General features: G+C 60.4%; 26 protein-coding genes and 4 pseudogenes. 14 read left to right on the forward strand and 16 right to left on the reverse strand.

Features of this window, described 5'->3' with window-relative positions; all coding sequences use genetic code 11:
• Window positions 1-13: 13 nt before the first annotated feature.
• The 3 genes from AB8B31_RS08175 (at window position 14) to AB8B31_RS08185 (ending at window position 3,391) form a co-directional block, all read left to right on the forward strand.
• A complete protein-coding gene (locus AB8B31_RS08175; RefSeq protein WP_018241720.1) occupies window positions 14-340 on the forward strand; it encodes an HlyU family transcriptional regulator in 327 nt (108 codons plus the stop codon).
• A gap of 237 nt (window positions 341-577) precedes the next feature.
• Window positions 578-1,849 carry a GGDEF domain-containing protein gene (locus AB8B31_RS08180; RefSeq protein WP_018241721.1) on the forward strand — a complete coding sequence of 424 codons (1,272 nt, stop codon included), beginning with the start codon at window positions 578-580 and terminating at the stop codon, window positions 1,847-1,849.
• Between the two features lie 348 nt (window positions 1,850-2,197).
• Window positions 2,198-3,391, forward strand: a complete 1,194-nt coding sequence (locus AB8B31_RS08185) for an MFS transporter (protein WP_018241722.1) — start codon at window positions 2,198-2,200, stop codon at window positions 3,389-3,391.
• A gap of 76 nt (window positions 3,392-3,467) precedes the next feature.
• On the opposite strand, the pseudogene AB8B31_RS08190 reads toward AB8B31_RS08185, so the two are convergent.
• A pseudogene (locus AB8B31_RS08190) lies at window positions 3,468-3,631 on the reverse strand (SDR family oxidoreductase); the annotation flags it as partial.
• Between AB8B31_RS08190 and AB8B31_RS08195 the strand changes: the two are divergent.
• Window positions 3,629-3,721, forward strand: a pseudogene (locus AB8B31_RS08195) (TetR/AcrR family transcriptional regulator); the annotation flags it as partial. The pseudogenes AB8B31_RS08190 and AB8B31_RS08195 sit on opposite strands and share 3 nt — an antisense overlap.
• A gap of 48 nt (window positions 3,722-3,769) precedes the next feature.
• On the opposite strand, the gene AB8B31_RS08200 reads toward AB8B31_RS08195, so the two are convergent.
• Window positions 3,770-4,384 carry an FMN-dependent NADH-azoreductase gene (locus tag AB8B31_RS08200; RefSeq protein ID WP_018241724.1) on the reverse strand — a complete coding sequence of 205 codons (615 nt, stop codon included), beginning with the start codon at window positions 4,382-4,384 and terminating at the stop codon, window positions 3,770-3,772.
• A 138-nt stretch (window positions 4,385-4,522) separates the two neighbouring features.
• Here AB8B31_RS08200 and AB8B31_RS08205 point away from each other — a divergent pair, with 138 nt between their 5' ends.
• On the forward strand, window positions 4,523-5,491 hold the full coding sequence (locus AB8B31_RS08205; protein ID WP_018241725.1) for a LysR family transcriptional regulator: 969 nt from the start codon (window positions 4,523-4,525) through the stop codon (window positions 5,489-5,491).
• Window positions 5,492-5,539: 48 nt separating this feature from the next.
• Here the strand turns inward: AB8B31_RS08205 and AB8B31_RS08210 are convergent, their stop codons facing one another.
• From AB8B31_RS08210 to AB8B31_RS08225, 4 genes are all read right to left on the reverse strand, one after another.
• Window positions 5,540-7,528 carry a bifunctional 2',3'-cyclic-nucleotide 2'-phosphodiesterase/3'-nucleotidase gene (locus AB8B31_RS08210; protein WP_018241726.1) on the reverse strand — a complete coding sequence of 663 codons (1,989 nt, stop codon included), beginning with the start codon at window positions 7,526-7,528 and terminating at the stop codon, window positions 5,540-5,542.
• A gap of 254 nt (window positions 7,529-7,782) precedes the next feature.
• Window positions 7,783-8,187 (reverse strand): PilZ domain-containing protein, encoded by a 405-nt coding sequence (locus AB8B31_RS08215; RefSeq protein WP_018241727.1) that lies wholly within the window; start codon window positions 8,185-8,187, stop codon window positions 7,783-7,785.
• An 85-nt stretch (window positions 8,188-8,272) separates the two neighbouring features.
• Window positions 8,273-9,154: a DMT family transporter gene (locus AB8B31_RS08220; protein ID WP_018241728.1), complete on the reverse strand. Its 882-nt coding sequence runs from the start codon at window positions 9,152-9,154 to the stop codon at window positions 8,273-8,275.
• Window positions 9,155-9,225: 71 nt separating this feature from the next.
• A complete protein-coding gene (locus AB8B31_RS08225; RefSeq protein ID WP_018241729.1) occupies window positions 9,226-9,687 on the reverse strand; it encodes an Lrp/AsnC family transcriptional regulator in 462 nt (153 codons plus the stop codon).
• Between the two features lie 156 nt (window positions 9,688-9,843).
• Here AB8B31_RS08225 and ald point away from each other — a divergent pair, with 156 nt between their 5' ends.
• The 5 genes from ald to AB8B31_RS08250 all read left to right on the forward strand — a co-directional run bounded on the left by ald (window position 9,844) and on the right by AB8B31_RS08250 (window position 14,087).
• Window positions 9,844-10,962, forward strand: coding sequence for an alanine dehydrogenase (gene ald / locus AB8B31_RS08230; RefSeq protein WP_018241730.1), 1,119 nt, complete (start codon window positions 9,844-9,846; stop codon window positions 10,960-10,962).
• 227 nt (window positions 10,963-11,189) lie between these two features.
• Entirely contained in the window at window positions 11,190-12,119 is a 930-nt protein-coding gene (locus AB8B31_RS08235) for a helix-turn-helix domain-containing protein (RefSeq protein WP_032980114.1), read from the forward strand.
• 256 nt (window positions 12,120-12,375) lie between these two features.
• A complete protein-coding gene (locus AB8B31_RS08240) occupies window positions 12,376-13,125 on the forward strand; it encodes an SDR family oxidoreductase (RefSeq protein WP_018241731.1) in 750 nt (249 codons plus the stop codon).
• Window positions 13,126-13,192: 67 nt separating this feature from the next.
• A complete protein-coding gene (locus AB8B31_RS08245) occupies window positions 13,193-13,741 on the forward strand; it encodes a flavin reductase family protein (protein ID WP_018241732.1) in 549 nt (182 codons plus the stop codon).
• A 61-nt stretch (window positions 13,742-13,802) separates the two neighbouring features.
• Window positions 13,803-14,087: a DUF1330 domain-containing protein gene (locus tag AB8B31_RS08250; protein WP_026188366.1), complete on the forward strand. Its 285-nt coding sequence runs from the start codon at window positions 13,803-13,805 to the stop codon at window positions 14,085-14,087.
• Window positions 14,088-14,212: 125 nt separating this feature from the next.
• Here the strand turns inward: AB8B31_RS08250 and AB8B31_RS08255 are convergent, their stop codons facing one another.
• A complete protein-coding gene (locus AB8B31_RS08255) occupies window positions 14,213-14,716 on the reverse strand; it encodes a DUF1203 domain-containing protein (protein WP_018241734.1) in 504 nt (167 codons plus the stop codon).
• 78 nt (window positions 14,717-14,794) lie between these two features.
• Between AB8B31_RS08255 and AB8B31_RS08260 the strand changes: the two are divergent.
• Window positions 14,795-15,028: pseudogene (locus tag AB8B31_RS08260) on the forward strand (hypothetical protein); the annotation flags it as partial.
• A 33-nt stretch (window positions 15,029-15,061) separates the two neighbouring features.
• On the opposite strand, the gene AB8B31_RS08265 reads toward AB8B31_RS08260, so the two are convergent.
• The 4 genes from AB8B31_RS08265 to AB8B31_RS08280 are packed head-to-tail and all read right to left on the reverse strand — an operon-like array spanning window position 15,062 to window position 18,297.
• The gene (locus tag AB8B31_RS08265) at window positions 15,062-15,622 is read right to left on the reverse strand and encodes a GNAT family N-acetyltransferase (RefSeq protein ID WP_017963991.1); all 561 of its coding nucleotides are present in this window, start codon (window positions 15,620-15,622) and stop codon (window positions 15,062-15,064) included.
• A 5-nt stretch (window positions 15,623-15,627) separates the two neighbouring features.
• The gene (sseA, locus tag AB8B31_RS08270) at window positions 15,628-16,497 is read right to left on the reverse strand and encodes a 3-mercaptopyruvate sulfurtransferase (RefSeq protein ID WP_018241736.1); all 870 of its coding nucleotides are present in this window, start codon (window positions 16,495-16,497) and stop codon (window positions 15,628-15,630) included.
• Window positions 16,498-16,515: 18 nt separating this feature from the next.
• Window positions 16,516-17,253 carry an alanyl-tRNA editing protein gene (locus AB8B31_RS08275; RefSeq protein WP_018241737.1) on the reverse strand — a complete coding sequence of 246 codons (738 nt, stop codon included), beginning with the start codon at window positions 17,251-17,253 and terminating at the stop codon, window positions 16,516-16,518.
• A gap of 6 nt (window positions 17,254-17,259) precedes the next feature.
• Window positions 17,260-18,297 (reverse strand): cysteine synthase A, encoded by a 1,038-nt coding sequence (locus tag AB8B31_RS08280; protein WP_018241738.1) that lies wholly within the window; start codon window positions 18,295-18,297, stop codon window positions 17,260-17,262.
• 225 nt (window positions 18,298-18,522) lie between these two features.
• Here AB8B31_RS08280 and AB8B31_RS08285 point away from each other — a divergent pair, with 225 nt between their 5' ends.
• Both AB8B31_RS08285 and AB8B31_RS08290 read left to right on the forward strand, forming a co-directional pair.
• A complete protein-coding gene (locus AB8B31_RS08285) occupies window positions 18,523-19,182 on the forward strand; it encodes a ChrR family anti-sigma-E factor (RefSeq protein WP_018241739.1) in 660 nt (219 codons plus the stop codon).
• A gap of 99 nt (window positions 19,183-19,281) precedes the next feature.
• Complete coding sequence (locus tag AB8B31_RS08290) at window positions 19,282-20,115, forward strand: SDR family NAD(P)-dependent oxidoreductase (RefSeq protein ID WP_018241740.1); 834 nt, start codon at window positions 19,282-19,284, stop codon at window positions 20,113-20,115.
• On the opposite strand, the gene AB8B31_RS08295 is transcribed toward AB8B31_RS08290, so the two are convergent.
• The 5 genes from AB8B31_RS08295 to AB8B31_RS08315 all read right to left on the reverse strand — a co-directional run bounded on the left by AB8B31_RS08295 (window position 20,116) and on the right by AB8B31_RS08315 (window position 25,577).
• Window positions 20,116-21,375 carry an SAM-dependent methyltransferase gene (locus AB8B31_RS08295; protein ID WP_018241741.1) on the reverse strand — a complete coding sequence of 420 codons (1,260 nt, stop codon included), beginning with the start codon at window positions 21,373-21,375 and terminating at the stop codon, window positions 20,116-20,118.
• Window positions 21,376-21,468: 93 nt separating this feature from the next.
• Complete coding sequence (locus AB8B31_RS08300; protein ID WP_018241742.1) at window positions 21,469-22,320, reverse strand: DUF1365 domain-containing protein; 852 nt, start codon at window positions 22,318-22,320, stop codon at window positions 21,469-21,471.
• On the reverse strand, window positions 22,317-23,648 hold the full coding sequence (locus AB8B31_RS08305) for an NAD(P)/FAD-dependent oxidoreductase (protein WP_018241743.1): 1,332 nt from the start codon (window positions 23,646-23,648) through the stop codon (window positions 22,317-22,319). Before AB8B31_RS08305 ends, AB8B31_RS08300 begins: the two co-directional genes overlap by 4 nt.
• Window positions 23,645-25,096 (reverse strand): cryptochrome/photolyase family protein, encoded by a 1,452-nt coding sequence (locus AB8B31_RS08310; RefSeq protein WP_018241744.1) that lies wholly within the window; start codon window positions 25,094-25,096, stop codon window positions 23,645-23,647. Before AB8B31_RS08310 ends, AB8B31_RS08305 begins: the two co-directional genes overlap by 4 nt.
• A 154-nt stretch (window positions 25,097-25,250) precedes the next feature.
• Window positions 25,251-25,577, reverse strand: a complete 327-nt coding sequence (locus tag AB8B31_RS08315; protein ID WP_018241745.1) for a hypothetical protein — start codon at window positions 25,575-25,577, stop codon at window positions 25,251-25,253.
• A gap of 214 nt (window positions 25,578-25,791) precedes the next feature.
• Between AB8B31_RS08315 and AB8B31_RS08320 the strand changes: the two are divergent.
• A pseudogene (locus tag AB8B31_RS08320) lies at window positions 25,792-26,105 on the forward strand (hypothetical protein).
• The last annotated feature ends 109 nt before the right edge of the window (window positions 26,106-26,214 follow it).

Raw genomic sequence — 26,214 nt, forward strand, 5'->3', positions numbered from 1 at the left:
CTAAAGGCGGAGCATGGCTTCGTTCATTTCAAATCTCTTTTCGATGTTCTCCGGCGGCGGCAAACCGGCCACGGAAGCGGCAGGCCCTTCCGGCGAGCCGCAGCTCTACGGCGATTGCACGATCTATGCCGAACCGCGTAGGGAAGGCAGCCAGTATCGCCTGGCCGGCCGCATCGAAAAGAAGGTCGGCGACGAGGTGCTGGTGCGCAATTTCATCCGCGCCGATCTGTTTACCTCTTCCGACGATGCGATCGAATGCACGGTGCGCAAGGCGCAGCAGATTATCGATCAGCATGGTTCGTCGCTCTTTGGTGACGGCGAGAAGCTTCGTCAGGTCTGAAATCGGGATCCGGGCATAGGTCCCTGATGCCGGCTGTAACTATTCCTGTGTGTGACCCGGGTCCTCTCCAGCGAGCGCGTTCTCACTCACGCAATCTTAAAGGATTGCGGTGAAAGGTATCGCCTGCAGGATTTGCAGGACACCCCCCGTGTTTGACTGTTTCGGACGATTGACCAAAGGATTCGCTGTCGCGATCGCCGCGCCGGCAGGAGGCCGAACGTCCGGCGCCAAGGTCTCATGATGGAGACACTGAACCTCCTTCTCTTCGTCGTCGAAGCCATCGCCTATTTCGTGCTGATGGTAACGCTTCTGCATTTCCGTCATCGGCTTGGTCTCGGGGTTTTCCTGACGGCGCTCGGCGTCATGCATTTCATGGAGACATATCTGGCGGCGGTCTTCTATGTCTCGCTGCCGTTCGGGGATGTGTCGCCGGGTTCATCCGTGTTCTTCTCCGGTAAGCTGATGATGATCCTGATGCTTTACCTGCAGGAGGATGCGGCGACGGTGCGCCAGCCGATCTACGGCCTGTTCCTCGGCAACCTGCTAACCGTCGGTATTGCCTGGGTGCTGCAGATGCACCAGCCGCTGCAGATGTCGACCGGCCACACACCCGACGTCGATTTTCTCAAGGAGATGGGCTGGCTGATGGTCTGGGGCACGGCGCTGCTCTATGTCGATTCGCTCGGCATCATCCTGCTCTACGAAAAACTCGGCGATTTCTTTCGCCGCCGCGTCGTCCTGCGCTTCCTGATTTCGGGATTCGTGCTGCTGACCTTCGACCAGATCGGCTTCTTCGCCGCGCTGCATTACTTCCTGGATGTACCGATCGCCGCATTCTGGGGCGGATGGAAGGCGAAAATGCTTGCCGTCTGCCTCTACGCGGCGATGTTCGCATTCTATGAATATCGCATTCGCCGTATCGGCGCAGCCGGGTCCGCACGTTCGATCAGCGACGTATTCGGTGACTTGACGTTCCGCGAGCGCTACAACGATCTTCTGGAGCGCACTGGCCGCGACATGCTCACTGGCGTCTATGATCGGACGCGCATGGAAATGGAAGCGCCGCTGATGCTGCTCGAGGCACTGAAGCAGGGGCTATTCGCCACCGTCCTCATTATCGACGCCGATCACTTCAAGGATGTCAATGACGGCTACGGCCATCTCCAGGGCGACGAGGTGCTGAAGGCGATCGCCGCCCGATTGGGCACGACGCTGCGCTCCAGCGACCGCGTCTTCCGCTTCGGCGGCGAGGAATTCGTTGCCGTCTGTCCAGGCACCGACCACGAAGAAGGGCTGCTGCTTGCCGAGCGCCTGCGTTGGACGATCGCGACCAGCGTCAAGACGCCGGATGACAGGCCGGTCACGGTCAGTATCGGGGTTGCGACCGCCGATGAGGACGGCGTCGATTTCACCGCCGTGCTGACGGCGGCCGACGGCAGGCTCTACGCGGCAAAGAAGAGCGGCCGCAATTGCGTCGTCGGCCGCTCCGGTGTGGTGAAACTCAGTTAGCTCAGCCAGACCCAGTTAGCCCGAGCAACCCAGTTGGCTCGGCTGGCCCCGATTGAGGCTCTTCTCCATTTGGCTGAACGTGGTCAACCCAATAGGTATTCCTGAGAATTCGCATCGCTGATGGCGCGCGAGGTCGCGGACGTCGGGAGGCGGCTTCCTAATCATCGATCGATGCAGTGCGTCGACCGGGGATGTTGAGGATGTTGCTTAAACCGAAACATTTGCCCGTCTGTCTATGTCTTTTCAATAGGTTATGAGCAATATAAAAACGGCTTGTTCGTAAAATGCAAACGTGATCTCCGTTGCGGAAATATCCCAGATCAGTTTTCCTGCGAGGGGCGTGGAGACATGAGTGATTCAATTGCACGGAAGAAAGTCGATGGCGGCGAGTTCGCCGCTTTGTGTATGGGAGGGTTTCTTCTTTCGATCGCCTATGGCGTGACCTTTCTGATCCCGGTGCTGGTGGGCCAGCGTGGCGGCGACGAGGCGCTGGCCGGCCTGATCATTTCGGCTGCGACTGTCAGCACCGTCATTCTCGTGATCCTGTCCGGGCACATCGCGGATGCCATCGGCTCGGCGCGGGCGGTGGCTGTTTCGGGATTGTTTCTTGCCGCGTCAGCGCTGGGATTTGCCGTGGTTCCCTCAGCTGGGCTGAGCCTGATGACGGTCGGTTTCATCCTCGGCATAGGCTGGGGCACCTTCTATGCGCTCGGACCCATTCTGGTCGCCGCGATCGTCGAACCCGAACATCGGATCAGGTTTTTTGCCCTGCTTTCAGGATCGATGATGTCGGGCATCGGCGCCGGGCCGATCATTGGCCGCATTGCCACAGGCTGGTCGATGCCGGTCGAGGCGGCTTTCGCATTTGCGTTCCTTGCCAGTCTCGCTGGCGGTGCGCTTTACTTGTTGCTCCATATCCGGCTGACCAATGCCGGCAAGATTTTGCCTCATGTCAACAAGATCTCATTTGGCTCAGCGCGTGAGGTGATCGGCTCGCGGGCCGTCTATTCCATCATTATGGTCGGCATCGGCGGCGCGATTTTCGGTGGGCTGTCCAGCTTTCAGACCAGCTACGCCAAGGCGCATGGGTTCGATTACTCCCTGTTCTTCATCGGCTTCATGTCCGCCGCGATTCTGAGCCGGCTGTTCGTGGCGGGATATGTGGTCAAGAAGGACCCACTCTATTCGCTTTTGGTCCTGACAAGCCTGACGCTGGCATCGATCGTGCTGTTCCTGATGCTGACGTCAAATCAGCTTGCCTATCTGGGAGGCGCAGCGATGCTGGGGGTGGGCTATGGATTGACCTATTCGGTCATCAACGGCCTGGCTGCAAATGAGGCTCCAACTGGCCTTATGCCGCAGTCGCTTTTGCTATTCTCGCTGGCCTATATGATCGGCGTCTTCGGCTTTCCGTTGGTGGCCGGCAATCTGATCGTTTCCTCCGGCATCCAGACCATGCTCTGTGTATTGCTTCTGCTTGCCGTCCTGAATTTGGCAATCGTCCTGTTTCGTCTTGCCCACCGCGCGACGCGTCAGAGCTAAGCAGAGCGTCCCAGGAGAGAATAGAAACGAAATTGGCGCGGGGCCGGGCAAGTTTGAGTTGCTCGGACCGGCTCGCTCAGGCGGCGCGGAAGATCTTGGCGCCGGAGGGCGCGCTCGTCATGCCGTCGTCGACGGTGATCTCGATGCCGGTGACATTGGTCGCATCATCCGATGCCAGATAGAACGCTGCCTTGGCGATTTCGTCGGCTTCGCTCTGCGGCCGAGCGGGCTCATGCCGCCGTCGGCCTTGCCAGGATTTCGTCCGATGAGGAACTCTCGGCCGAAATCCTGGTGACGGTCCGGGATTTTGTCGCCGGTATCGACAAATGAAAAACGGCCGGCAAAAGCCGGCCGTTCCATGAAGCGTTGAAAAGCCGATCAGGCGGCCAGTGCGATTTCCTGGACGCGCGACTTGGCGGCGTCGATGGCTTTCTCGGCAGCTTCCGGACCGAAGGCCAGGCCTTCGACATAGATGGTCTCGATGTCGGTGATGCCGAGGAAGCCGAGAACCGACTTCAGGTATGGCACGGCATGGTTCAGGGGGGCGGCCGGTCCTTGCGAGTAGACGCCACCCGAAGCGAGCACGACATAAACCTTCTTGCCGGTTGCGAGGCCGACCGGACCGCTTTCCGTGTACTTGAAGGTCAGGCCGGCGCGGGCGACGTTGTCGATCCAGGTCTTCAGCGACGAATAGATGTTGAAGTTGATGAGGCCAGTGCTGATGACGATCGTGTCGGCGGCAAGCAGTTCGTTGACCAGTTTGTCGGAGGTCTCGACGGCCACGCTTTCCTCAGCGGTGCGGGCCTCGGGCGGCTTGCGGATCGCGCCGGTGAAGAGGTCATCGATATGCGGCAGCGGGTTGGCGGCAAGGTCGCGGCGAACGATGACGCTGCCCGGGTTCTGGCTCTTCAGCTTTTCGGCGAGATCGACGGCGATCGGCGTCGAGAGCGATTCGGCACGCGGGCTGGACGTCAGAAGCAGGATGGACGACATGGTGCATTTCCTTTCGAATGGAATTTAACGGCCCGTTGCTGGGAGGTGAGCCGCAGTCTCGAAGCGAAAATAGGTCTGGCCTGCTATCGAAAAAACGGTGATAATGTCGATCGAAACTATCGATGGAATGGATAGAAGATGCTGCCCAACCCGACTCTGGACCAATTGCAGGTGTTTCTGACCGTTGCCGAGACCGGCAGCTTCTCGGCCGCTTCGCGGGCGCTGAACCGTGCCCAGTCGGTCGTGAGCTATACGATCGCCAACCTGGAGGCGCAGCTTGAAGTGCCGCTTTTCGAGCGCTCCGGTGCGCGCCAGCCGAAGCTTACGGAGGCAGGCAAGGCGATGCTGGAGGATGCGCGACGCATTCTCGGCGACTTGCAGGTCATGCGGGCGCGCGTCAAGAGCCTGAGGGAAGGGCTCGAAGCGGAGGTTTCCGTCGCCATCAGTGTCATGGTGCCTTCGCGGGCCCTGGTGGAGGTCCTGCGCGAATTTCGCGAGATGTTTCCGTCCGTTTCATTGAACCTCAACGTCGGCGAACTTGGGATGGTCATGGATCTCGTCCTCAGCGGCAAGGCGACGATCGGGATCGGCGGCGCAGTTCTAAAGCAGGACGATTCGGTCGTCACAGAGCGGATCGGTCATTCCTTCATGCTGCCGGTTGCTGCGCGCAACCACCCGCTTGTTGCGATCGACCGGCCGCTCATGCTCGGCGACGTGCGCGAGGAAGTGCAGCTTGTCGTCACCGATGCGTCGGGTCTGACAAAGGGGCGTGATTTCAATGTTCTGTCCTACAAGACATGGCGCGTCAGCGATATTGCGACGAAGCATCAGCTCATCAAGGCCGGTCTTGGCTGGGGTGGCCTTCCGGCTTCGCTCATCCGTGATGATCTCGTGAGCGGCGCGCTTGTCCCTCTCGATCTGGATGCCTACGAACAGGGGGAATATGCCATCTATTCCGTGCGCCAGCTCGCTAACCCGCCCGGACCCGCTGCCACGTGGATGATCGATGCGTTCCGCACGAGGCTTTCCGCCTGCCCAAACCACGCCGATTTCAACGCTCAGATCGCCGAACTGCGCGAGCCCGGTATGCCGCTTGCGGCCGAATGACGAAAGCGCAGGCGCAGGCGCCGCGCCTTCGTCGACATATTTTTTCGCCTAAAGGACGAGCCTGAACTTCGAGAAGCCGTCGGCGCCTTCGCCGGCATCCTCGATCTTCACGCTCTTGACCTCGGCGAGGAACTGCTTCGCCTTCGGGCCGCTTTCGAAGGTCGCGGTCGTGCCCGGGAGCGGCTTGAAGGTCCAGTTTGCGTCGGCCGACGGATTGATCGTGCCCTGATCATGGATATAGCGGACGATGACATCGCGGTTGGTATCCGGCGCCTGGAAGATCACCTTATCAGCGGTGATCTCGGGGAAATTGCCGCCGCCGCCAGCGCGGTAGTTGTTCGAGACGACGACGAACTTTTGAGCCGGATCGATCGGCTTGCCATTGAAGGCGAGGTTCTGGATGCGGTTGGCGTCCGGATTGATCGGTTTGCCTGATGAATCATATTTCGGCGGCTGCGACAGGTCGATCTGGTAGGTGACGCCGTCGATGACGTCGAAATTGTAGGACGGGAAATCGTTGTTGAGCAGCGCCGCATCCTTCGAGCCGGCCTCGATGTGATTGAACATGCCGGCTGACATTTCGAGCCAGTTCTTCACCTGGGCGCCGGTGATGGCAACCGCCTGCACCGTGTTCGGGTAGAGATAGAGGTCGGCGACGTTCTTGATGGCGATATCGCCGGCCGGAACGTCGGTATAGTAGTCGGCGCCGCCGCGACCGCCGGCCTTGAAGGGGGCCGCCGCCGAAAGCACCGGCAGGTCCTTGAACTTGGTGTCGGCGAGCATCTGCTTGATGTACCAGGTCTGGGCTTGGCTGACGACCTGCACGGAGGGATCGTCGGCGACCAGTGCGAAGTAGGAATAGAGTGGCGCGGATGTCTTGCCGACGGGGGTGCGGACATAGGTCAGTGTCGCCTCGTGCTCGGCCTTGGCGGCTTCGACCACTTCCTTCTTGTCGGCGTAGTCGGCAACCACCTTCTTCTTGTCGTCGCGATGATAGATCGGTCGTGCTTCCGAGGTGAAATCGACGATCTTCCAGCTGTTGCCGTCTTTTTCGAGCAGCAGGTCGATAAGGCCGAGATGCGAGCCCCAGAAACCGGCCATCACGGTGGGCTTGCCGTGCAGCGTGCCCTTGACGGGATCGGCATTGGCGACGCCGTCCCAGCTCTTCGGGCCTGGGAAGACGAGATGCTGGTGGCCGGTGAAGATCGCGTCGATCCCATCGACGGCGGCGAGATGCAGCGAGGCGTTTTCCATTTTTTCGGACGGTGCGCTGCCATCGATGCCGGAGTGCGAGAGCGCAATCACGATATCGGCGCCGGCTTCCTTCATGGCGGGAACCCAGGCCTTGGCCGCCTCGACGATATCGCGCGTCTGAGCCTTGCCCTCAAGGTTCTTGATGTCCCAGAGCATGATCTGCGGCGGTACGAAGCCGATGAAGCCGATCTTGACGGGGCTTTCGTTGCCGGCGCCGTCCTTGATCTGTTTTTCCAAGATGATGTAGGGCTTGAAGAAGAGATCGTCCTGCTTCGGGTCCGAGGCGAGCTGGCCCTTGGTCAGGTTGGCGCAGACAAAGGGGAAGTTCGCGCCTGATAGGACCTTGAACATGAAGTCGAGGCCGTAGTTGAACTCGTGATTGCCGAGCGTGCCCACAGTATAGCCGAGCGTGTTCATCGCCTTGATCACCGGATGGACGTCGCCGTCCTTCATGCCGTGCTGATAGGCCATGTAGTCGCCCATCGGATTGCCCTGCAGCACGTCGCCATTGTCGATCAGCAGCGAGTTGATGGCCTCTGCGCGGATACCGTCGATGATCGTCCCGGTGCGCGACAGGCCCATCGTGTCGTTCGGCTTGTCGGCATAATAGTCATAGGGAAAGACGTTGACGTGAATATCGGTCGTTTCCATCAGCCTGAGATGCGCCTGGTTGGCGCTGGCGCGCGCGCTGAAAGGGTGCAGCAGCACCAGGGCGGAAGTGGCGGCCAGGCCGCCGAGCAGGGAACGGCGGCTCATTACACCAACATCGAAAATGGAAGACATGGAAACTCTCCTTCAGGATCATGCATCGTCCGGCCCGTCAGAATTAGGACGATTTGGCGAGGAGTACACTGCGAAAATGACAGGACGTCGAAACAATCCGCCGGAAAAGCGTCGTGGCTCTGAAATGCAATTTATGGTGCAGTCACTCGGCGCCCGGCTGCCGCAGACGTAGGGCCACGGTCACCCTCGGCGGTCGGTGTCGATCGCAGCTACTGGAACGATCTCAGCCGCTCCTTCGGCCAAAGGGTGCAGCCTTACGATTTCAGCGTCGATGTCGCCAAGTGAGGCGTCCGCTCGACGTTGGTGGCGGTTCTAACCAGCGGGCGTACCGCCAGCACAGGCCGCATCTCCTTGTGGAAAAAGCGGAAATAGGAGGAGATCTGTGCCCGCGCATTCGAATTCACGTCGAACTGGATGCCGACTCGGCCATTGTGCTTCCAGCGGATGACGCCTTCGAGCAGGCCGAGGTTTTCGGCCTCGATGCGCACCTTGCTGCCGGAGGCGGCATGGAGCGGTCCCTTCATCTCCAGGGCGGCACCGGTCGGCGATAGGTTGAGGATGCGGGCATCCACCTGGCTGTTCAGATATTTGACATGGCCGAACACGCGGCAGTTTTTTCGGTCGGCCTTTCGGGCCGTGATTTTCAAGTTGCGGGTCATACTGTCTCCCTTGGTACAGCCGGGGAGCATAGCGCCGGAAAATTGAAATGGTTTTAGGGGCTTGGCTAAAATTGCAGTGAAACCGTCAGTTGGCGGCGGCCGCTCTGCGTCCCACCACATGTTCGCGCCAGACGGTGAAGATGCCGGCGGCAACCACGATCGCCGAGCCGACGATCATGTTGAAGCTGAGCGTTTCGCCATAGATCACCATGCCGATGATAGAGGCATAGACGAGCGACAGATAGGTCAGCGGCTGGACAGCGGCGGCATCGAGAACATCGTAGGCGCGGATCAGGAAATAATGGCTGGAGATGCTGGTCATGCAGACGAGCGCCATCCAGCCCCAGTCGCCCGGCGCCATCCAGCTCCAGTAGAACGGCCCGACCAGCGTCATCGTGACGCCGCCGACGACGCCGGTATAGAAGAAGCTGGTCATCGACGAATCGTCGCGGCTGACCAGGCGGGTGGCGATAACGTAGAAGGCGAAGTTGAAGCAGGAAATGACGGCGAGAAGCAGCTTCACGTCGAAAAACTCGCCTTCCGGCTTCAGGATCAGCAGTACCCCGAAAAGTCCGGCGCCGATCGCTGCCCACCGCCGCCACCCGACCCGCTCGCCGAGGATCGGCATCGCCAGCAGTGCGATCAGGATCGGCGTCGCGGAAAAGATCGCCTGTGAACGGGCAAGGCCGATCACGGCAAAACAGGTGATGGCCAGAACCACCTGAACCGCAAGCAGAACGCCGCGCGTCACCTGCAGGAAGGGGCGTTTGGTGCGGGCCGTCGTCTTAATCCCGCCGCGCATCTTTGACGCGAGGATGATCGTGAAAAGCGCAAAGGCCCAGTAGCGGATCATCGTCACGAAGATTGGCGGATAGGCCGTCGCCAGATGTTTCGAGATGGCGTCCTGCAGTGAAAAAATGGTGAGCGCCAACAGCGCGAAAATATAGCCTTGGGTCTTCGATGTCATGACTTGCCAATGAGCGGGAAACGCCCGCGCGCATCGAAGTCTGGACAGGCTTTCGGCAAAGATGCAAGGCCTCAAAGGCCGACATTCGGCTTGTCGATGATTTCTCTGAGCGCGAAGCTCGAATTGATCTTGACGACGTGGGGAAGGGCCGACAGCCAGTCGCGGTGGATGCGCTCATAGTCCTCGAGGTCGCGGGCGGCGACCCTGAGGATATAGTCGTATTCGCCCGACATCAGGTAACAGACGAGTACGTTCGGACAGAGCTTCACCGCTGCCTCGAATTCCGCCAGAGTCTTGGCGAACTGGCCGGAGAGCGAGATATGCACGATGGCGATCATCTTGTAGTCGAGCGCCTTGTGTGAAAGCCGCGCATGGTAGCCGCCGATGACGCCGCTTCTTTCCAAGATATCGAGCCGGCGCGAACAGGCCGAAGGCGACAGTCCGATCCTTTCGGCAAGCTCCGCATTGGTCATGCGGGCATTGGCCTGCAGCGCCTTAAGAATCGCAAGATCGATGGTGTCGAGATCGGCCATTCGAAGAACTTTCGAAAAAAGATAGAATGAACGCAATAATCGCCGAAAAATCACCTCTTCGCAAATCGTCTTTGCAAGGACATTTCACTGCCTTGATGGTTGGATTCCTCATCTGAAAAATCCGCGGCCGCGGAGATAAAATTGAGAGGAACGCGCATGCGTGTCGGTTGCCCGAAGGAAATCAAGAATCATGAATATCGCGTCGGTCTGACGCCGGCTTCGGTGCGCGAATATGTTGCCCACGGCCACGAGGTCTGGGTGGAGACCAAAGCTGGCGTCGGTATCGGCGCTGATGATGCCGCCTATGCCGCGGCCGGCGCGAGGATCGCCGCCTCCGCCAAGGATATCTTCGAAAAGTGCGACATGATCGTCAAGGTGAAGGAGCCGCAGCCCGCCGAATGGGCGCAGCTCCGTGACGGCCAGCTTCTCTACACCTATCTGCATCTGGCGCCGGATCCCGAACAGACCAAGGGTCTCATCGCCTCGGGCGTTACCGCGATCGCCTATGAGACGGTGACCGACGAGCGCGGCGGCTTGCCGTTGCTGGCGCCGATGTCGGAGGTCGCCGGACGCCTGTCGATCCAGGCGGGAGCGACCGCGCTGCAGAAGGCCAATGGCGGCCTTGGCGTCCTGCTCGGCGGCGTACCCGGCGTGTTGCCGGCCAAGGTCGCGGTCATCGGTGGCGGCGTTGTCGGCCTGCATGCCGCCAGGATGGCCGCCGGCCTTGGCGCCGATGTCAGCATTCTCGACAAGTCGCTACCGCGCCTGCGCCAGCTTGACGATATCTTCTCGGGCCGCATCCACACGCGTTATTCCAGCATCCAGGCGCTGGAGGAGGAAGTCTTCTCGGCCGATCTCATTATCGGCGCCGTGCTGATCCCCGGCGCTGCTGCTCCGAAGCTCGTCACCCGCGAGATGCTCTCCGGCATGAAGAAGGGCTCCGTCATCGTCGATGTCGCCATCGACCAAGGCGGCTGCTTCGAGACCTCGCATGCAACCACCCATTCGGATCCGACCTACGAAGTCGACGGCGTCGTGCATTATTGCGTTGCCAACATGCCGGGCGCCGTGCCGGTCACCTCGGCGCACGCGCTGAACAATGCCACATTGGTTCATGGCCTGGCGCTTGCCGATCGCGGTCTGCGCGCCATCGCCGAAGACAAGCATCTGAGGAACGGCCTCAACGTCCACAAGGGCCGCATCACCAGCAAGCCGGTCGCCGACGCACTTGGCTACGAAGCCTTTGCGCCGGAGAGCGTGCTGAACGTAGCGTAAGCTAGCTGACTCCAGGTGACGACTTACTGCGCTATTTTCGGCCGGCAGGGCGGTATCCGAAGGGATGCCGCCTTCTTTGTATGACGGCGCACCTGTAATCGAACCGCGACCGTCGGCGGCGTTGGAGCTATGCTTTTCCTCGTCACGCAGCGCGACGAGTTGTGTCCCGCCCGATCAGTTGGCATCGTATCATGCTGATGGGCAGTCGCCATCCAAACGGAGCAGCAATGACGGTTGATAGTCGGGAGCAAACATCGCCGGTTCCGCTTCGAACATCACCTATCGGCCTCGAAACATATATTGCCGGCAGCACACTCGTCAGCGGGGATGGACCAGCCTGGACTGATATATTCGTGCAGGTGTTTTCCCGCCTGAAGGTGCAACATCCCTTTCTTGTCCCAGCGGTCGCCGAGCCTCTCGTTGTTTGGGTGATCTCAGGTCAGGCATGTGTCGAGGAACGCGATCTGGGCGGGGAGTGGGAGGCCAATACAGTCAGAGTCGGGGACTTTTTTCTGACGCGGTCGCCCACGCCATACGAAATGCGCTGGCACGCCGAGGGAGACGAACCTTTCCAGGTAATGCATCTCTATCTCTCCGTTCCGTTGTTTGACCGGGTGGCGGAAGGGGTTCTCGGCAAGGCTGCCAGCGCCATGCGCCTGCGCGACATATCGGGCGGCCGCGACCAACATCTCTCCAGCATGCTGGAACTGATCCATGCTGAACTGACGGCAGAAGGGCAGGGAAGTCGGCTCTTCGTGCAGGGATTGGCGCAGACGCTCGCTGTTCACCTTATCCGACAATATGCAACATTCGACGCAGAGGCACGGCCGTCAAATGCACTCCCGGGCGCCAAGCTACGGCGGGCGATCGCATTCATGGAAGCCAACCTTCAAGAGCCGTTTGATCTCGCACGTCTGGCGCAAACGGCCGGCATGAGCGCTTTTCACTTCAGCCGCCTCTTCAAGAAGGCCACCGGCCTCTCTCCATCCCATTATTTCATTCGCCAACGCATAGCCAAAGCCCAGCAACTTCTGCAGGAAACCAGCACCAGCATCATCGAGATCGGCATGTCCGTGGGGTATTCGAGCCCTAGCCATTTTGCTCAAATTTTCCGCCGGGAGGCTGGCGTCTCCCCCAGCGACTACCGTCGCAGCTAAAGCGCGTCGCGATCTTTTTCAGATTCGCTCATTGCGCTTTAGGTCTTGGTTTCTACGCATGTCGTTGTCGCAAAACCGCTGCACACTTTTGTGCGACATGCTTTAGCATTTCAGCTTGGTCCTTGCGGATTTGAGCAAGATCCCGACAGGTCTCGCAAGGTCCCGAGAGAGGGATCGATCACTCCTCCTTATGTTCCTCCTTGTCGAACACGACCGTCCTTTCGGTTGGAAGGGCGCCCAGTCAAGGAGATAAACCATGACGAATATCAATGGAAAAATCGCGCTGGTCACCGGCGCCTCGAGCGGCATCGGTGCCGCTACCGCGTTGAAGCTCGCCGAGGCCGGCGCAAAGGTCGGTATCGCCGCCCGTCGCACCGACAAACTTGAAGGCCTCCAAAAGGAGATCGCCTCTGGGGGCGGTGAAGCCCTCGTGATCGAAATGGACGTGGTCGATCCAGCCTCCGTCGAAGCCAGCGTCAAAAAGCTGGTGGGTGCCTATGGTTCGATCGACATTCTCGTCAACAATGCTGGCCTGATGCCGCTTTCGGATGTGGATCAGTTTAAAGTCGACGAATGGCACCGGATGGTCGACGTCAATGTGAAAGGCCTGCTGAACACCACTGCTGCAGTTCTGCCGCAGATGATCAATCAACATTCGGGCCACATCTTCAACATGTCGTCGATTGCTGGCCGCAAGGTCTTCAAAGGCCTGTCGGTTTATTGCGCCACCAAACATGCGGTGGCCGCGTTCTCCGACGGCCTGCGCATGGAAGTGGGCCAGAAGCACAACATTCGGGTGACGTGCATCCAGCCAGGCGCCGTGGCGACCGAGCTGTATGATCACATCACGGAGCCTGGCTATATCAAGCAGATGGACGACCTTGCCAAGCAGATGACGTTCCTGCAGGGCGCAGACATCGGCGACACCATCGTCTTCGCGGCGCAGGCGCCTGCCCATGTGAATGTCGCAGAACTCTTCGTTCTGCCGGTCGAACAGGGCTGGTAACCACACCAGAAGGTCTTTCAGCTTCCCCGCATACATGCGGGGAAGAGACTCACGAAGGAGCCGGACGATGAATGAGATTTCCGCTTCCCAGACCTATCGCCTGCTCGAACCCGGCCCGATCGTTCTTGTGACGACGAGCCTTGAGGGAACGCCCAATGTGATGACGATGGGTTTTCACATGATGATCCAGCATGCGCCGCCGCTGATCGGTTGCGTCATCGGCCCTTGGGACTTCAGCCACCAGACCTTGAAAAAGACCGGCGAATGCGTGATCGCGATTCCAGCGGTCGATCTTGCCGAAACCGTGGTGGACATCGGTAATTGCTCCGGTGACACGGTGGACAAGTTCGAGCGGTTCAGCCTGAGGACTCGTCCAGCAAAGGATGTCGCGGCGCCGTTGCTGGTGGACTGCCTTGCCAATATCGAATGCCGTGTTGCCGATCCGAGCTTCGTCGATCGATACAATCTCTTCATCCTCGAAGCAAAGAGGATCTGGATTGACGAGAGCCGCAAGGAACGACGGACCATGCATCATCGCGGTGACGGCAGCTTCACCGTGGATGGCGGCACACTCGATCTCCGGAAGCGCATGGTCAAGTGGCGGCACTTGCCATAAAGCGCGCCGCTGCACGCAAAAAAACATCCCTAAACTTCACATTGATTGAAAGGATATGAACATGTCCGCCTATCTCGTTGTCGATCTCGATATCCACGACCCCGAAGCCATTGCCGATTACCGCTCCAAGGCCCTGCCTCTGGTGGCAAAGGCCGGCGGCCGCCTCATTGCTCTCGATGACGCGCCGCTCGAACTCGAAGGCTGGCAGGCGACGAATATGCTGATCATCGAGTTTCACGATATGGATGCCATCCGTGGTCTCTTTGCATCGCCCGGATATGCGCCGCTCGCACACCAACGGCAGGCGGCCGCAGGTTCGCGGATCATTGCCTTGCGTGGCGTTTAATAAGATTCGAGGGCGCGCGATCCCGACAGCATTCGTCAGGGGAAACCGAAACTGCCTCGCCGATCACTGCAGAAGGAGCGTGCGGGCGAGTTGACGACTTCCTGTTGCGCTTCGCCCTCCGCCTATCAGGCGCCGGTCTCCGCCAGGGCCGGCGCCTTTACCTTGTCGATCCGGCATTGGAAGCAGTTGTTGCGCGCGGAACGCACATGCACATAGGCGATATCAGATCGTCCCAGCAGCTCTTTGCCATAGGCCGGAATATCGCCGATCTCAGTCACCGCGCCGGTACCGTAGACGATGCGGTCGTTCTCGCTGTAGCCGCGGACGATGAAGTCACGGCTCGTCGTCAGCATCGGCGGCATGATCTCTTCGGCGGCATAGCGTGCGCAAGGCTGCTTGTGCAGGAAGACAGGGCCGGTTTCGGCATAGGGCTGCAACTCGGGGAAGGGCCGGTAGGCAAAGACCAGCAACGCCTGGCCCGCATCGATATTCTGAAGGCAATGGCGGCAGGGATGGCCGGGACCATCGGAGACGATCGTCTCGGGCAGCCTGTCATAGGCGTCGCGGCCGCCGTTCCAGAGGTGTTCGGCGTCGGTCGTCGGCATGGCGACAAAACGAATGGCGGTCATGGCAGATCTCCTTTGTGATTGCCATGAAATGCACCTGGACGAGCGGGCAAGCCACCCGATTCTTGCCTGCGTCTGCATATGAGATCGCCGGAGAGTGAAAAGCGGAGTATCTTCTGCGCGTACGTTGTAAGCCGAAAGGAGAACGCCTTGGCCGACATCGATCTGGCGCTGCTGGCGCAACAGAATGCAGAAATACTGGAAGAGCTCAGGGCTCTGCGCCGGGAAGTGGCGGAACTGAAGGAACAGTCGGGCCGCACGCTCGATTTCGAACGCCGAAACGACCCGCGCCGCCCGAATAGCCTGACGCGGCGTTACCCACCTCCGCTGACGTCGGGAAAGAAGCCGTCAGCTTTTCCGCGCAATCTCCAGAAGCTCCTTGTCGCTGAGCGGCCGGACGATGCCGGTGCCGGTCGAAACGGGAGAGAAGCCGTACATCTGGTAGAGCTGCAGCGCACGCGGATGGTCGAGATTGTTGGTGGTGGTGGTGACCCGCTTCGGATTGAGCGACCAGATGGCATAGAGCGCCTGCAGCAGGAACCATTTGCCGATGCCGAGACCGAGCGCATGTTCGATCAGGCCAAAATGGCTGAGCTCGATCATATCCTCGTCTTCGCAGAAATATTCGTAGAATCCGGCGGGCGCGCCGTTCACGTAGAGAACGCTGATATTGTTGCGCTTGTCGTTTAGCGTCTCGGCAAGCTGCTCGTCACTCATGCGCAACCGATCCACCCATTGCCAGCGCGCACCCACCTGCCGGTAGAGATAGCGGTAGAAGGGCAATGGGATCTCGGGAGCGCGCATGATCGCCGTCTGGATATTGACGGGCACCGGCATGCTTGCCTTCGGCGGCGCCGTCATTTCGAGCCGGGTGATGTGAGCTTTCAGCGAAGCGGGTGTCTTCCCCATGGCGATTAGGCTTTGACCGGCGTCGGCGGACCGGCGACGATGGGCGTATCGTCACGGCTGCCCCATTCGCTCCACGAGCCGTCATAAAGCTTGTTGTCGTGATGACCGAGCGATTCCAGCGCCAGCGTGATAATGGCGGCGGTGATTCCCGAGCCGCAAGACGTGACGACAGGCTTTGAAAGATCGATGCCTGCATCTTCGATCGTCTGCCTGAGTTCGGGCAGCGACTTGAACCGGCCCTGGTTGGCGAAGACGCCGGATGGCAGGCTGCGGGCGCCGGGCATATGGCCGGAGCGCATGCCGGCACGCGGTTCGGGTTCGGCGGCTGCAAAGCGGCCGGCGCTGCGGGCATCGGCGATCTGCATCGCGGCGCTGGAGACGATGTCGCGCATCGTATCGAGCGTCACCACGCGGCTTTCATCGAAATTCGGCGTAAAGGTCGCCGGCACATGCTTGGGTGCTGCGGTTTCCAGCGGACGGCCCTCGGCCTTCCAGCCGTCGAGACCGCCGTCGAGAACGAAGGCGTTTTTCGCGCCCATCACCCGGAACAGCCACCAGACGCGCGGCGAGGCGAACAGGCCGATGCCGTCATAAACGACGATCCGATCATTCTCGCTGATGCCGAGCCGGCCGACTTCGGCGGCAAAATAATCGGGCGAGGGGATCGTGTGCGGCAGCGACGTTGAATGATCGGCAATCTTGTCCTGATCGAAGCGGATGGCGCCGGGAATATGGCCGGCCGCATATTCGGCATCAGCATCGCGCTTCTGCGCCGGCAGATAGAAGGAGGCGTCCAGCACGCGCAGGTCAGCTTTGCCGAGCTCGGACTGCAGCCAGTCGGCCGAAACGACGAAACGGCTCTTGGTCTCACTCATGATGGTCTCCCTTGATGGTCAGGCTTCGTCGCCGGGCGTGCCGAAGCGGATGCGGAAGCGCCGGTTCTCTTTGCCCTTCTTCTCGATTTTGGCGATATGGATCCGGCCGACTTCCTGAGTCTCGGAGACATGTGTGCCGCCGCAGGGTTGGCTGTCAATCGAGGAGTTCTCGCCGATGCAGACGAGGCTGACGCGCCCGAGCCCCAGCGGCGGGCGCACGTTCTTCGATTTGACGATGTCGGGATTGGCCGTAAGCTCCTCGTCGGTGATCCATTGCAGATAGACCGGATGGTTCTGCTCGACCAGTTCCATCAGTTTGGTCGTCACCTCGTCCTTGTCGATCGTTTCGGCCATATCGAAGTCGACGCGGCTCTCCTCCTCGCCGACGGCAGCGCCGGTGATCGGATAGGAGCAGACGACGGAAAGCAGGTGGCAGGCCGTGTGCATGCGCATCAGCCTGTAACGGCGCGGCCAGTCGACATGCAGCACCAGCGTCTCGCCGACCGCAGGCCGCGGCTCGTTTTCGAGCGGCACATGGATGATGACATCTTTGCCTGGACCATGCTTCGTCTGACCGAGCGCGATCTTGCTGCCGTCGGCACGTTCGAGCTGGCCGGTGTCACCAGGCTGGCCACCTGATGTCGCATAGAAGCAGGTCTGGTCCAGTTCGATGCCCCCGTCTTCGTGAATGGCGGTGACGACCGCCTCGCACGTCGAGAGATAGAAGTCGTCACGATAGAGGGCATTGACCGGCATGGGCTCTCACACGGGTTCGTAGGGAACGTGGATATCGGGCGACTTGGCCATCCAGCCCGGAACGGGCAGCCCCTTCGAGGTGAGGAAATCCGGATTGAAGAGCTTCGACTGATAGCGGTTGCCGTAATCGCAGAGGATCGTCACCACCGTGTGACCAGGTCCAAGATCCCGGGCGAGATTGACCGCGCCGGCAATGTTGATCGCTGTCGAGCCGCCAAGGCAGAGGCCCTCGTTCTCGACGAGGTCGAAGAGATAGGGAAGCGCTTCGGCATCCGAGATCCGATAAGCATAGTCAGGCGTGAAACCCTCGAGATTGGCGGTGATGCGGCCCTGGCCAATGCCCTCGGTGATCGAGGATCCCTCGGATTTCAGCGCGCCGTTCTGGTAGAATTCATAGAGAGCGGCGCCATCGGGATCGGCGATGCCGATCTTGACGTCAGATTTGAAAGCCTTGAGGCCGGTAGCCACGCCTGCCAGCGTGCCGCCGGAGCCGACCGAGCAGATGAAGCCGTCGACCTTACCGTCGGTGTCTTTCCAGATTTCCTTGGCGGTCGTTTCGATGTGCGCCTGCCGGTTGGCGACGTTGTCGAACTGGTTTGCCCAGATCGCCCCGTTCGGCTCGGTCTTCGCCAGCTGCTCTGCGAGCCGCCCGGACACCTTCACGTAGTTGTTCGGGTTCTTGTAGGCAACGGCGGGCACTTCGACGAGTTCGGCGCCAAGCAGCTTTAGCGCGTCTTTCTTTTCCTGGCTCTGCGTTTCCGGGATGACGATGACGGTGCGATAACCGAGCGCCTTGGCGACCAGCGTCAGCCCGATGCCGGTATTGCCGGCTGTACCCTCGACGATGACGCCGCCTGGACGAAGCAATCCCTTCCGCTCTGCGTCGCGGATGATGTAGAGCGCGGCGCGATCCTTCACCGACTGGCCGGGGTTCAGGAACTCCGCCTTGCCGAGAATGGTGCAGCCGGTCACCTCTGAGGCGCCCTTGAGTTTGATCAGGGGCGTGTTGCCGATGGCTTCAAGGACGGAGGGGTGGAAGGTCATGGAATCTGCCTCTATTCGAACTCTTACTTTAAGAACGGTCTTTTCCCTTCACAAGGCTGAGTTGGCAAGAAAAGCTATTCCACACCTCTGTCGGACGCGATAAAATTTGGCTTTCCTCCCCAAAATGACTATGGCCCCGCAATCCCGCCGTGTGCGGGGTGATCCGAAGATTGACTTTCCCCGTACGGATGACGACAAAGCGAAAACGGAGCGCGGCAACAGGGCGTGACCGAAACCGAGATGGTTCACGAGCAGATCGACACGATCGATGCATTGATGGCGCATTATGTCGCCGGCTCCTTGCCTGAGCCGGCGCGTGTGCTGGTGCAGTCTCATCTCGAAATGAAACCGGACAATCGCAGCCTGGTAAACAGCCTCGAGCTGCTGGCAGGCGAAGCTCTGGAAAACGCGCCTGAAGTCGCCATTGCCGATCGCGACGGGCGGCTTGCGGCGATCTTTTCCTCTGCATCTCCCGTCCCGGCGGCGCAGTCGGCCACGCGACCGGAAAATTCGCTGTTTCCTCAAGCGTTGCGTGCTCTCTTGGGCTTCGAGGCCGAGGATGTGCCCTGGCGCCGGCGATTGCCCGGTTTCAGGGAATATTCGCTCGACATGGACGGCTGCGAGGTCAGCCTGATGTGGATCCGGCCGGGCCGCGCCTTGCCGGCGCACACCCATAAAGGCATGGAACTGATCCTCATCCTCGACGGCGCCTTCAACGATGAACGCGGCCGTTTCGGTCCCGGCGACATCTCCATTGCCGACGAGACGGTCGACCACCGGCCGGTCGCCGAAAAGGACAGGCCTTGCATCGCCTTTGCCGTTTCGGACGGGCCGGTCAAGCTCACCGGATCCTTTCGTCAGATGATCGGCGACCTGATCGGCTGAAAGCAGCCACAATGGTGTGATAGAGCCCTAAATCCGGGAGGAGCAGAGAAACTTCCGGACCTGTTTTCGTGTTAATCAGGCGGCCCGGAGGAACATGTCATGCGTGATTTCATTGCCCATCCCGAACATGGAATCGTCTGGATTTCAGGCGCGAGTTCAGGCATTGGCCGGGCGCTTGCGTTAAAGCTCGCCGCCGAAGGATACAAGGTCGCCGTCACCGCCAGAAGTCACGAAAAGCTGGTGGAGCTGCAGACCGAAGCCCGCGGCCTTTCCGGCAGCATTGTCGTTCTCGACGGCGACGTCACCGATGCCGAGGATATGGAACATGTCATGGCCTCCATCGAATATGAGCACGGGACGCTCGCCATGGCGATCCTCAATGCCGGCGTCTATCTGCCGGTCCACGCCGAGGACCTGAACCGCAGCGATTTCGAAAAGAGCTTTGCCGTCAATCTCTCCGGCGTCGTCAACTGTCTGTTGCCCGCGATCCGCCATATGAAGGCGAAAGGGCAGGGACAGATCGCCATCGTTTCCTCCGTCACCGGCTATGGCGGCTTGCCGACAGGAGCTGCCTATGGCGCCACCAAAGCGGCGCTGATCAATATGGCCGAAAGCCTGAAATTCGATCTCGACAAGATGGGCATCCGCATCCAGCTCGTCAGCCCGGGCTTCGTCGATACGCCGGCGACGAGGAAAAATGCCTTTCCGATGCCGGCCCTGGTATCGGTCGAGGAAGCCGCCCGGGAGATTGCTGCCGGATTGAAATCGCAGGCCTTCGAGATCACTTTCCCGAAGCGCTTCACCACCATGCTGAAGCTCGCGCGTCTGCTCCCTTATGGCGCTTATTTCACGCTGGTGAACCGCGTGACCGGCTGGCGGGAGCGACCGCCATTGCCTGGTCACCATCCGGTGACGCCGCATGCGGCGGAATGATCAACGACGCGAAAACACGACCTGACGGACATCGATATTGCGAGCGCGGAAGCCGGCCTCGCAATAGAACAGATAGAATTCCCAGAGCCGTTTGAAGCGCTCGTCGAAGCCCATCGGGCGAATGCGCTCCCAGACCGACCAGAAACGCTCGCGCCATTCGGCAAGCGTGCGGGCGTAGTCGAGCCCGAAGCCGAAGTCCTTGACCAGCGACAGATCGACCTTGCCGGCGAGTTCGGCCAGATGGTTGCGCGTCGGCAGCATGCCGCCTGGAAAGACATATTTCTGGATGAAGTCAGGGTTGCTGCGATACTGGTCGAAGGATTCCGGCCGGATGGTGATGATCTGAAGGCCAGCCTTGCCGCCCGGCTTTAGACATTGCCTGAGCTTGGAGAAATAGGACGGCCAGTATTTTTCGCCGACCGCTTCGAACATCTCGATCGAAACGATCCGGTCGTAGAGCCCTGCTTCATCGCGGTAATCCTGGAAGCGGAATTCCACGCGGTCATCAAGGCCGGCCTTGTGGATGCGCTCCTCGGCAAAGGCAAGCTGCTCGCGGCTGATCGTCAGCCCTGTCACCTTGCACTTCAGCTCGCTTGCGGCAAATTCGGCAAAACCGCCCCAGCCACAGCCGATCTCCAGCACATGGTCGCCGGGCCCGATGCCGGTCGCCTCGGCAAGCGCCCGGTATTTGGCGTTCTGGGCCGATTGCAGATCGTTGGCGCCGGTGGAATAGAGTGCTGAGGAATAGGTCATGCTCGGATCGAGCCATTCCCTGTAGAAATCGTTGCCGAGATCGTAATGGGCGGAAATGTTGCGCTTCGAGCCCGTTTTGGTATTGGTGTTCATCCAATGGCGGACGCGCTCGAAGAGGCGGCCAAGACCGCCCTTGCCATGCGCATAGCTGAACGCGGCCTCGCCATTGACGAGGAAGAGTTCGAGGAAGGCGGCGATATCAGGGCTGTCCCAATCGCCGTCCATATAGGTTTCGGCGACCCCGATCGTGCCGCTCGTCAGCGCCCGATAGGCAAGGTTCCAGTTGTGGAGGCTGAGCGCCGCCTTTGGCCCGGCCTTCTTGCCCTCGACCAGCAGCCTGCGGCCGTCGGGAAGGGTAACGGCAAGCGAACCGTGCTGCATGTGCAGAAGTCCGCGCAGCGCCAGCTTTGCTTTGAAGGGCAGACCCTTCACCATGCGGGACATGTTTTCGGCCGTCAGCGTCACTGCATCACGAGCCAGCAGATTCCAGTCCTGCGCCTTGCTCATTTCTCCTCCTCCAGCATTTTCCTGCCGGTTAGGGACGAAGCACCCTTAATGATACGCGCGGCCGCCCCCCGGCCATTGCATCGAACGCTAATGTCATTCCGCCGCTTCCGCAAGCGGGCGAGGCTGGCGGACGCTGACTTCAGGCGGGGGCGCAGGACGCCGGACGTAGCGCGCCCCCTTCAGCCACAACTTCAACGCTTCCCAATGGATGCCGGCGATGATCTTGAAGGTGAGGAAGGGGATGCGCGCCGTCAACCCCAGCAGCAAGGCGCTGGTCAACGGCACCTGTCGTCCGGAAAATGTCGCCGAGAGAAGCGGGCCTTCGCAGTCGTTCTCCAGGATGCGCCAGCGGATTTCGGCGCCGGGCGGCAGCATGCGGAAATGATAGCGCGCCGCCATGCCGATGAAGGGTGAGACGTGGAAGAGCTTGTCGCAGCTCTGGCGAAGCCCGCTTTCCGACATCTCGCCACAGCCGACCGGACAGACATAGCTGTGCCGCTCGCCGAAAGTATTGCGCACCTCGTAGATCATCGCGACGACTGCGCCACCGGCATCATAGGCGTGATAGACTGAAAGCGGATTGAAGACATAGCCGAGAATTCGGGGATAACAGACGAGCAGGATCCTGTCCGCGCGGTCGAGCCCCGCCTTGGCGAGCAGCCGGTCGGCATAGGCACGCAGTGATGTGTCTCTGGTATCGGCATGGTCCCTCTCGTGAAACGAGATGAGATTGGGCCCATTGACGGAAAACAGCACCGATAACCCGCCGGCCTCGTCCAGTCTGTCGAGATCGACAAGCAGCGAAAAGACGCGGTAGCGGAAGCGATGGCCGAACGGTTTCATCCGTTGATGCATGATCTCGCCGACATAGAGCGCGGCGGCGGCATCCGGTGGGACACCATTGGCTACTGCGTTCATGCCAAGTTTTTCGCCGCGCCTTGTCATGCCGCCACGTCCGGTTGAGGTTCCGAGGTTCGGGCAGTCCGCCAGGGTATGATCCCGCCCAAGGCTTCTGCCGCCGCCAGACCGGAAACGAGGCCATCTTCATGGAAACCGTATCCCGTCCAGGCACCTGCGAAATGGCAATGGTTCTCTCCCTGAATGACGGCGAGCGCCTGCTGTGCGGCCATGGCGTCCGCCGAGAATTGCGGATGTTCATAGGTGAACTCGGCAAACACTTTATGGGGGTCCGGCTCGCGGTCGGGATTGAGGGTCACGAATAGCGGGAATTTATCGTCGATGCCCTGCAGCCGGTTCATCCAGTAGGTCACGGCTACGTCGGCCTTTCCATCTTCACGGCTTGAACGGAGATAGTTCCATGAGGCCCAAACCTTGCGCCGCTGCGGCATCAGCGATTGGTCGCGGTGCAGGACGACGCGGTTCGGCTGATAGGGGATGGCGGCGAGCAGCCTGCTTTCCCGATCGGTGGCATCGGCGAGCAGGCGGGCTGTCTGATCGCTGTGGCAGGCGAAAATCACCTTATCGAACGGGTGTTCGATCCCCGTCTCGTCGATGATCGTGACGCCGCGGTCGGAGCGGACGACGCTGCGCACGCCGCAGGAAAGTTTCACGCGTTCGCCGAGCGGCCGCAGCAGCCGGTCGAGATAGGTGCGGCTGCCGCCGGTCACTGTGCGCCACTGGTGCTGCCGGCGATAGATCAGCCGGTGATTGTCGAAGAAATTGACGAAATGCTCGGCGGGAAACTGCAGCATGCGGGTTGATGGTGTCGACCAGATCGCCGCCGCCATCGGCACGAGATAGTTGTTGGTGAATCCGGGCGAGAAGCCACGCCAGTCGAGATAATCGCCGATCGAGCGCGAGGCGAGATGGCCGGCGGCGCGATCTTCGAGGCATCTGCGGTTGAAGCGCAGGATCTCGCGGATCATCCATAGAAACGATGGCCGCAGCAGGTTGCGCTTTTGCGCAAAGATCGAGGACAGCCCGCCGCCGCTCCATTCCAGCCTGCCGCGATCCAGAGAGAGCGAAAAGCTCATATCGCTTGCATGTGTCGCGATGCCCAGTTCGGCAAACAGCGCCGTCAGGTTGGGGTAATTCTGTTCGTTATAGACGATGAAGCCGGTATCGACCGCAATTTGAACCCCGTCGTAATCGGCGTCGACCGTCGCCGTATGGCCTCCGGCCCGTGCTTGGCTTTCATAAAGCGTGACGTCGTGCACCTGACACAGCGCCCAGGTCGCGGAGGCGCCCGAGATGCCGGAGCCGATGACGGCGATCTTCAGCCGGCGTGGAGCTGGACGGAAGTGCGCGTTCATGCGGCATCCCTCGTGGCATTGTAGGCGGCGAGCGCCCGGTTGCGGGCGAGTGCGTGATCGACGATCGGTTTCGGATAGGTCTGGCCAAGCGCGATGCCGGCCTCGTCGAGCATGCTCCTCGGCGCCTCGAACGGCCGGTGGATGTATTTTGCCCCGAGCTCTCGAAGCTCCGGCACATAGGTCCTGACATAGTTGCCGTCGGGATCGAACTTTTCGCCCTGCAACACCGGATTGAAGATGCGGAAAAACGGCGAGGCATCGGCTCCCGAGCCCGCCACCCATTGCCAGCTTGCCGCATTGTTGGCGGGATCGGCATCGACAAGCGTATCCCGGAACCAAGCTTCGCCCCGGCGCCAGTCGATCATCAGATCCTTGATGAGGAAGGAGGCGACGATCATGCGTACGCGATTGTGCATCCAGCCATGGCGCCAGAGCTGGCGCATGCCGGCATCAATGATCGGATAGCCGGTCATGCCGCGGTGCCACGCCTTGAAATCGTCGTCGTCGTTGCGCCATTCGAAGCCGTCGAAACGCTCGTTCCAGTTGTTCGATGCAAGACGCGGGAAGTGGAAAAGCAGGTGATAGGAGAATTCGCGCCAGGCGATCTCCTTGCGAAAATGCACGACATCGGCCACTGCCACCCGTTTCGACAGGCCGCGTGTGGCATCCCAGATGCGGGCAGGGGAGATCTCGCCGAACGCCAGGTGTGGCGACAGCATCGACGTCGCGCGTCTCGCAGGATAGTCTCGGTTTTCCTTGTAGCCGTCGAGCGCGTCTTCGATGAAGGCACGCAGCTTCTCATGCGCGCCCTCTTCGCCGGGAGTCCAGAGATCGGTAAAATCGCCCGCCCAGTCCGGTTTCGTCGGGAGCAGCTTCCAGCTCTCCAGCGCTTCTGATTTCGGAAATTGCGACGCAAGCCGCAGTTTTGCCGGCGCCTCCAGCGGCGGCTCCGGTTCGCCGCCGCCCTCCAGCGCGCGCCAGAACGGCGTGTAGACGCGATAGGGCGTGCCGTTGCCGGTCACCAGCCGGGAAGGGTCGTGCAGCAACTGGCCCCCAAAGCTTCTTGCCTCGATCGCCTGCTTTTCCAATTCGTGCTTGATACGGTCGTCGATGGAGATGCCGGCTGGATCGTAGCGCCGGTTCCAAAAGACGGCTTCGGCCCCGCTCTCCCTGATGAAGGCGCGGAGCACTTCGAACGCCTCGCCGCTTGCCAGCACCAGCCGACTTCTCCGCTTGCGCAGCGATCTGTCGAGCGCTTCCAGCGAATGATGCAGCCACCAGGCCTGCGCAGCGCCCAGCGGACCGGTGCCTGCTGCCTCCGGCTCGCTTATATAGAGGGGGATGATAGGACGCCCGGAGCGATGGGCGGCATCGAGAGCCCGGTTGTCGTCAAGGCGCAAGTCCTTGCGAAACCAGAGGATAACAGGGTTTGCGATGTCCTTTGCCAATGAAGCCGTTCCGTTGGTGTTCTTTTCAACCTGCTACGGATGTACGGAGCGCGCGGATCAAAAGTTTCATCCGGCGGAAAAAGCTTTTCATGGCCTTCGGGATATCAAAAAGGCCGGCGTGAACCGGCCTTTTCTGAGAGCAGCAGTCTGTCGGTTAGTTGTCGTATTCGCGGCAGGCTTCGCTGATCGATGCGCCGCTCTGGCCACCGCGCGTGTCGACGCCGGACATCTGTTGCGGCATGCCGGGGCATTCCATCGTCCTCGGCTGGCCGATGCTCTGTGTCGTCGTCGGATCGACCGGCGAGACGGGTACCGGACGAATGCCGTTGTCATCGTTGGTGTAGTCGGATGAATAGGTACCCGAATTCGGATCAGTCGAGCCGCCATTTGTCGGCCCGATTGGATCGGGGTTCGACTGGGCAAAGGCTGACGATGCCATGCCGATCGCAAGCAGCGAAGCGGCGATAAGGGACTTAGACATGGGATATCCTCCTTGGATTTTCATCTTGGATGACCCAGGCGTAACCGGCTGATGGAATCATTGTTCCGAAATTTGCCGAAAACCTGCATTCAAGCCTCGCTGCGTACCCGGCATGGTTATGCGTAAACCTTAACGGGCGATGGCGCTGGATCGGCGCCGGCGCATGTCCTACTTGCATGCGGAGATACTAAAAAAACCGTGGCATGAGGCCGCTATGTTCATCTCCATTCGCGAAGCCGCAGATCTTGGTCTCCAGATCGCACTTGTGCTCACCTTGACGATGAGTGGCATGGCGGTCGCCTCCTACGCCGTCAGGAATGACAGGGCTAAAATTTCCGCGATCGACGTCAGCCGTCCCTCGCTCTGGACCGCCGCGCCGATGCGCGTCGATCCGGCTACGCAAGCCTACCTGCGCGCCGATGCTTCGGCCGCACTGGAGCCGATGGTGCCAATGACCTCTGCCACGACCCGATTGGCCTCCGGCTTTCCTGCGACTTGATCGTCACCTCGGGTACGGCGGCCTTCTAGGCGAAGGCGGTTCGAAGGCGTCACCGCCATCCTCCCGAAAGCTTGCAAAACGCCATGATTTGCCGTTTCATCGAGACAGCGACCACCGTTCGACTCTTTCCCTGAAGGA

Origin of the sequence: Rhizobium sp. 62_C5_N11_2 (genome assembly GCF_051811185.1) — a bacterium.
GTDB classification, from domain to species: Bacteria; Pseudomonadota; Alphaproteobacteria; order Rhizobiales; family Rhizobiaceae; genus Rhizobium; species Rhizobium leguminosarum.

Bases quoted from the DNA above. Each gene is read 5' to 3' on its own strand.
- AB8B31_RS08175 (WP_018241720.1), top strand. From the start codon at position 14: ATGGCTTCGTTCATTTCAAATCTCTTTTCGATGTTCTCCGGCGGCGGC.
- AB8B31_RS08180 (WP_018241721.1), top strand. From the start codon at position 578: ATGATGGAGACACTGAACCTCCTTCTCTTCGTCGTCGAAGCCATCGCC.
- AB8B31_RS08185 (WP_018241722.1), top strand. From the start codon at position 2,198: ATGAGTGATTCAATTGCACGGAAGAAAGTCGATGGCGGCGAGTTCGCC.
- AB8B31_RS08200 (WP_018241724.1), bottom strand. From the start codon at position 4,384: ATGTCGTCCATCCTGCTTCTGACGTCCAGCCCGCGTGCCGAATCGCTC.
- AB8B31_RS08205 (WP_018241725.1), top strand. From the start codon at position 4,523: ATGCTGCCCAACCCGACTCTGGACCAATTGCAGGTGTTTCTGACCGTT.
- AB8B31_RS08210 (WP_018241726.1), bottom strand. From the start codon at position 7,528: ATGTCTTCCATTTTCGATGTTGGTGTAATGAGCCGCCGTTCCCTGCTC.
- AB8B31_RS08215 (WP_018241727.1), bottom strand. From the start codon at position 8,187: ATGACCCGCAACTTGAAAATCACGGCCCGAAAGGCCGACCGAAAAAAC.
- AB8B31_RS08220 (WP_018241728.1), bottom strand. From the start codon at position 9,154: ATGACATCGAAGACCCAAGGCTATATTTTCGCGCTGTTGGCGCTCACC.
- AB8B31_RS08225 (WP_018241729.1), bottom strand. From the start codon at position 9,687: ATGGCCGATCTCGACACCATCGATCTTGCGATTCTTAAGGCGCTGCAG.
- ald (WP_018241730.1), top strand. From the start codon at position 9,844: ATGCGTGTCGGTTGCCCGAAGGAAATCAAGAATCATGAATATCGCGTC.
- AB8B31_RS08235 (WP_032980114.1), top strand. From the start codon at position 11,190: ATGACGGTTGATAGTCGGGAGCAAACATCGCCGGTTCCGCTTCGAACA.
- AB8B31_RS08240 (WP_018241731.1), top strand. From the start codon at position 12,376: ATGACGAATATCAATGGAAAAATCGCGCTGGTCACCGGCGCCTCGAGC.
- AB8B31_RS08245 (WP_018241732.1), top strand. From the start codon at position 13,193: ATGAATGAGATTTCCGCTTCCCAGACCTATCGCCTGCTCGAACCCGGC.
- AB8B31_RS08250 (WP_026188366.1), top strand. From the start codon at position 13,803: ATGTCCGCCTATCTCGTTGTCGATCTCGATATCCACGACCCCGAAGCC.
- AB8B31_RS08255 (WP_018241734.1), bottom strand. From the start codon at position 14,716: ATGACCGCCATTCGTTTTGTCGCCATGCCGACGACCGACGCCGAACAC.
- AB8B31_RS08265 (WP_017963991.1), bottom strand. From the start codon at position 15,622: ATGGGGAAGACACCCGCTTCGCTGAAAGCTCACATCACCCGGCTCGAA.
- sseA (WP_018241736.1), bottom strand. From the start codon at position 16,497: ATGAGTGAGACCAAGAGCCGTTTCGTCGTTTCGGCCGACTGGCTGCAG.
- AB8B31_RS08275 (WP_018241737.1), bottom strand. From the start codon at position 17,253: ATGCCGGTCAATGCCCTCTATCGTGACGACTTCTATCTCTCGACGTGC.
- AB8B31_RS08280 (WP_018241738.1), bottom strand. From the start codon at position 18,297: ATGACCTTCCACCCCTCCGTCCTTGAAGCCATCGGCAACACGCCCCTG.
- AB8B31_RS08290 (WP_018241740.1), top strand. From the start codon at position 19,282: ATGCGTGATTTCATTGCCCATCCCGAACATGGAATCGTCTGGATTTCA.
- AB8B31_RS08295 (WP_018241741.1), bottom strand. From the start codon at position 21,375: ATGAGCAAGGCGCAGGACTGGAATCTGCTGGCTCGTGATGCAGTGACG.
- AB8B31_RS08300 (WP_018241742.1), bottom strand. From the start codon at position 22,320: ATGACAAGGCGCGGCGAAAAACTTGGCATGAACGCAGTAGCCAATGGT.
- AB8B31_RS08305 (WP_018241743.1), bottom strand. From the start codon at position 23,648: ATGAACGCGCACTTCCGTCCAGCTCCACGCCGGCTGAAGATCGCCGTC.
- AB8B31_RS08315 (WP_018241745.1), bottom strand. From the start codon at position 25,577: ATGTCTAAGTCCCTTATCGCCGCTTCGCTGCTTGCGATCGGCATGGCA.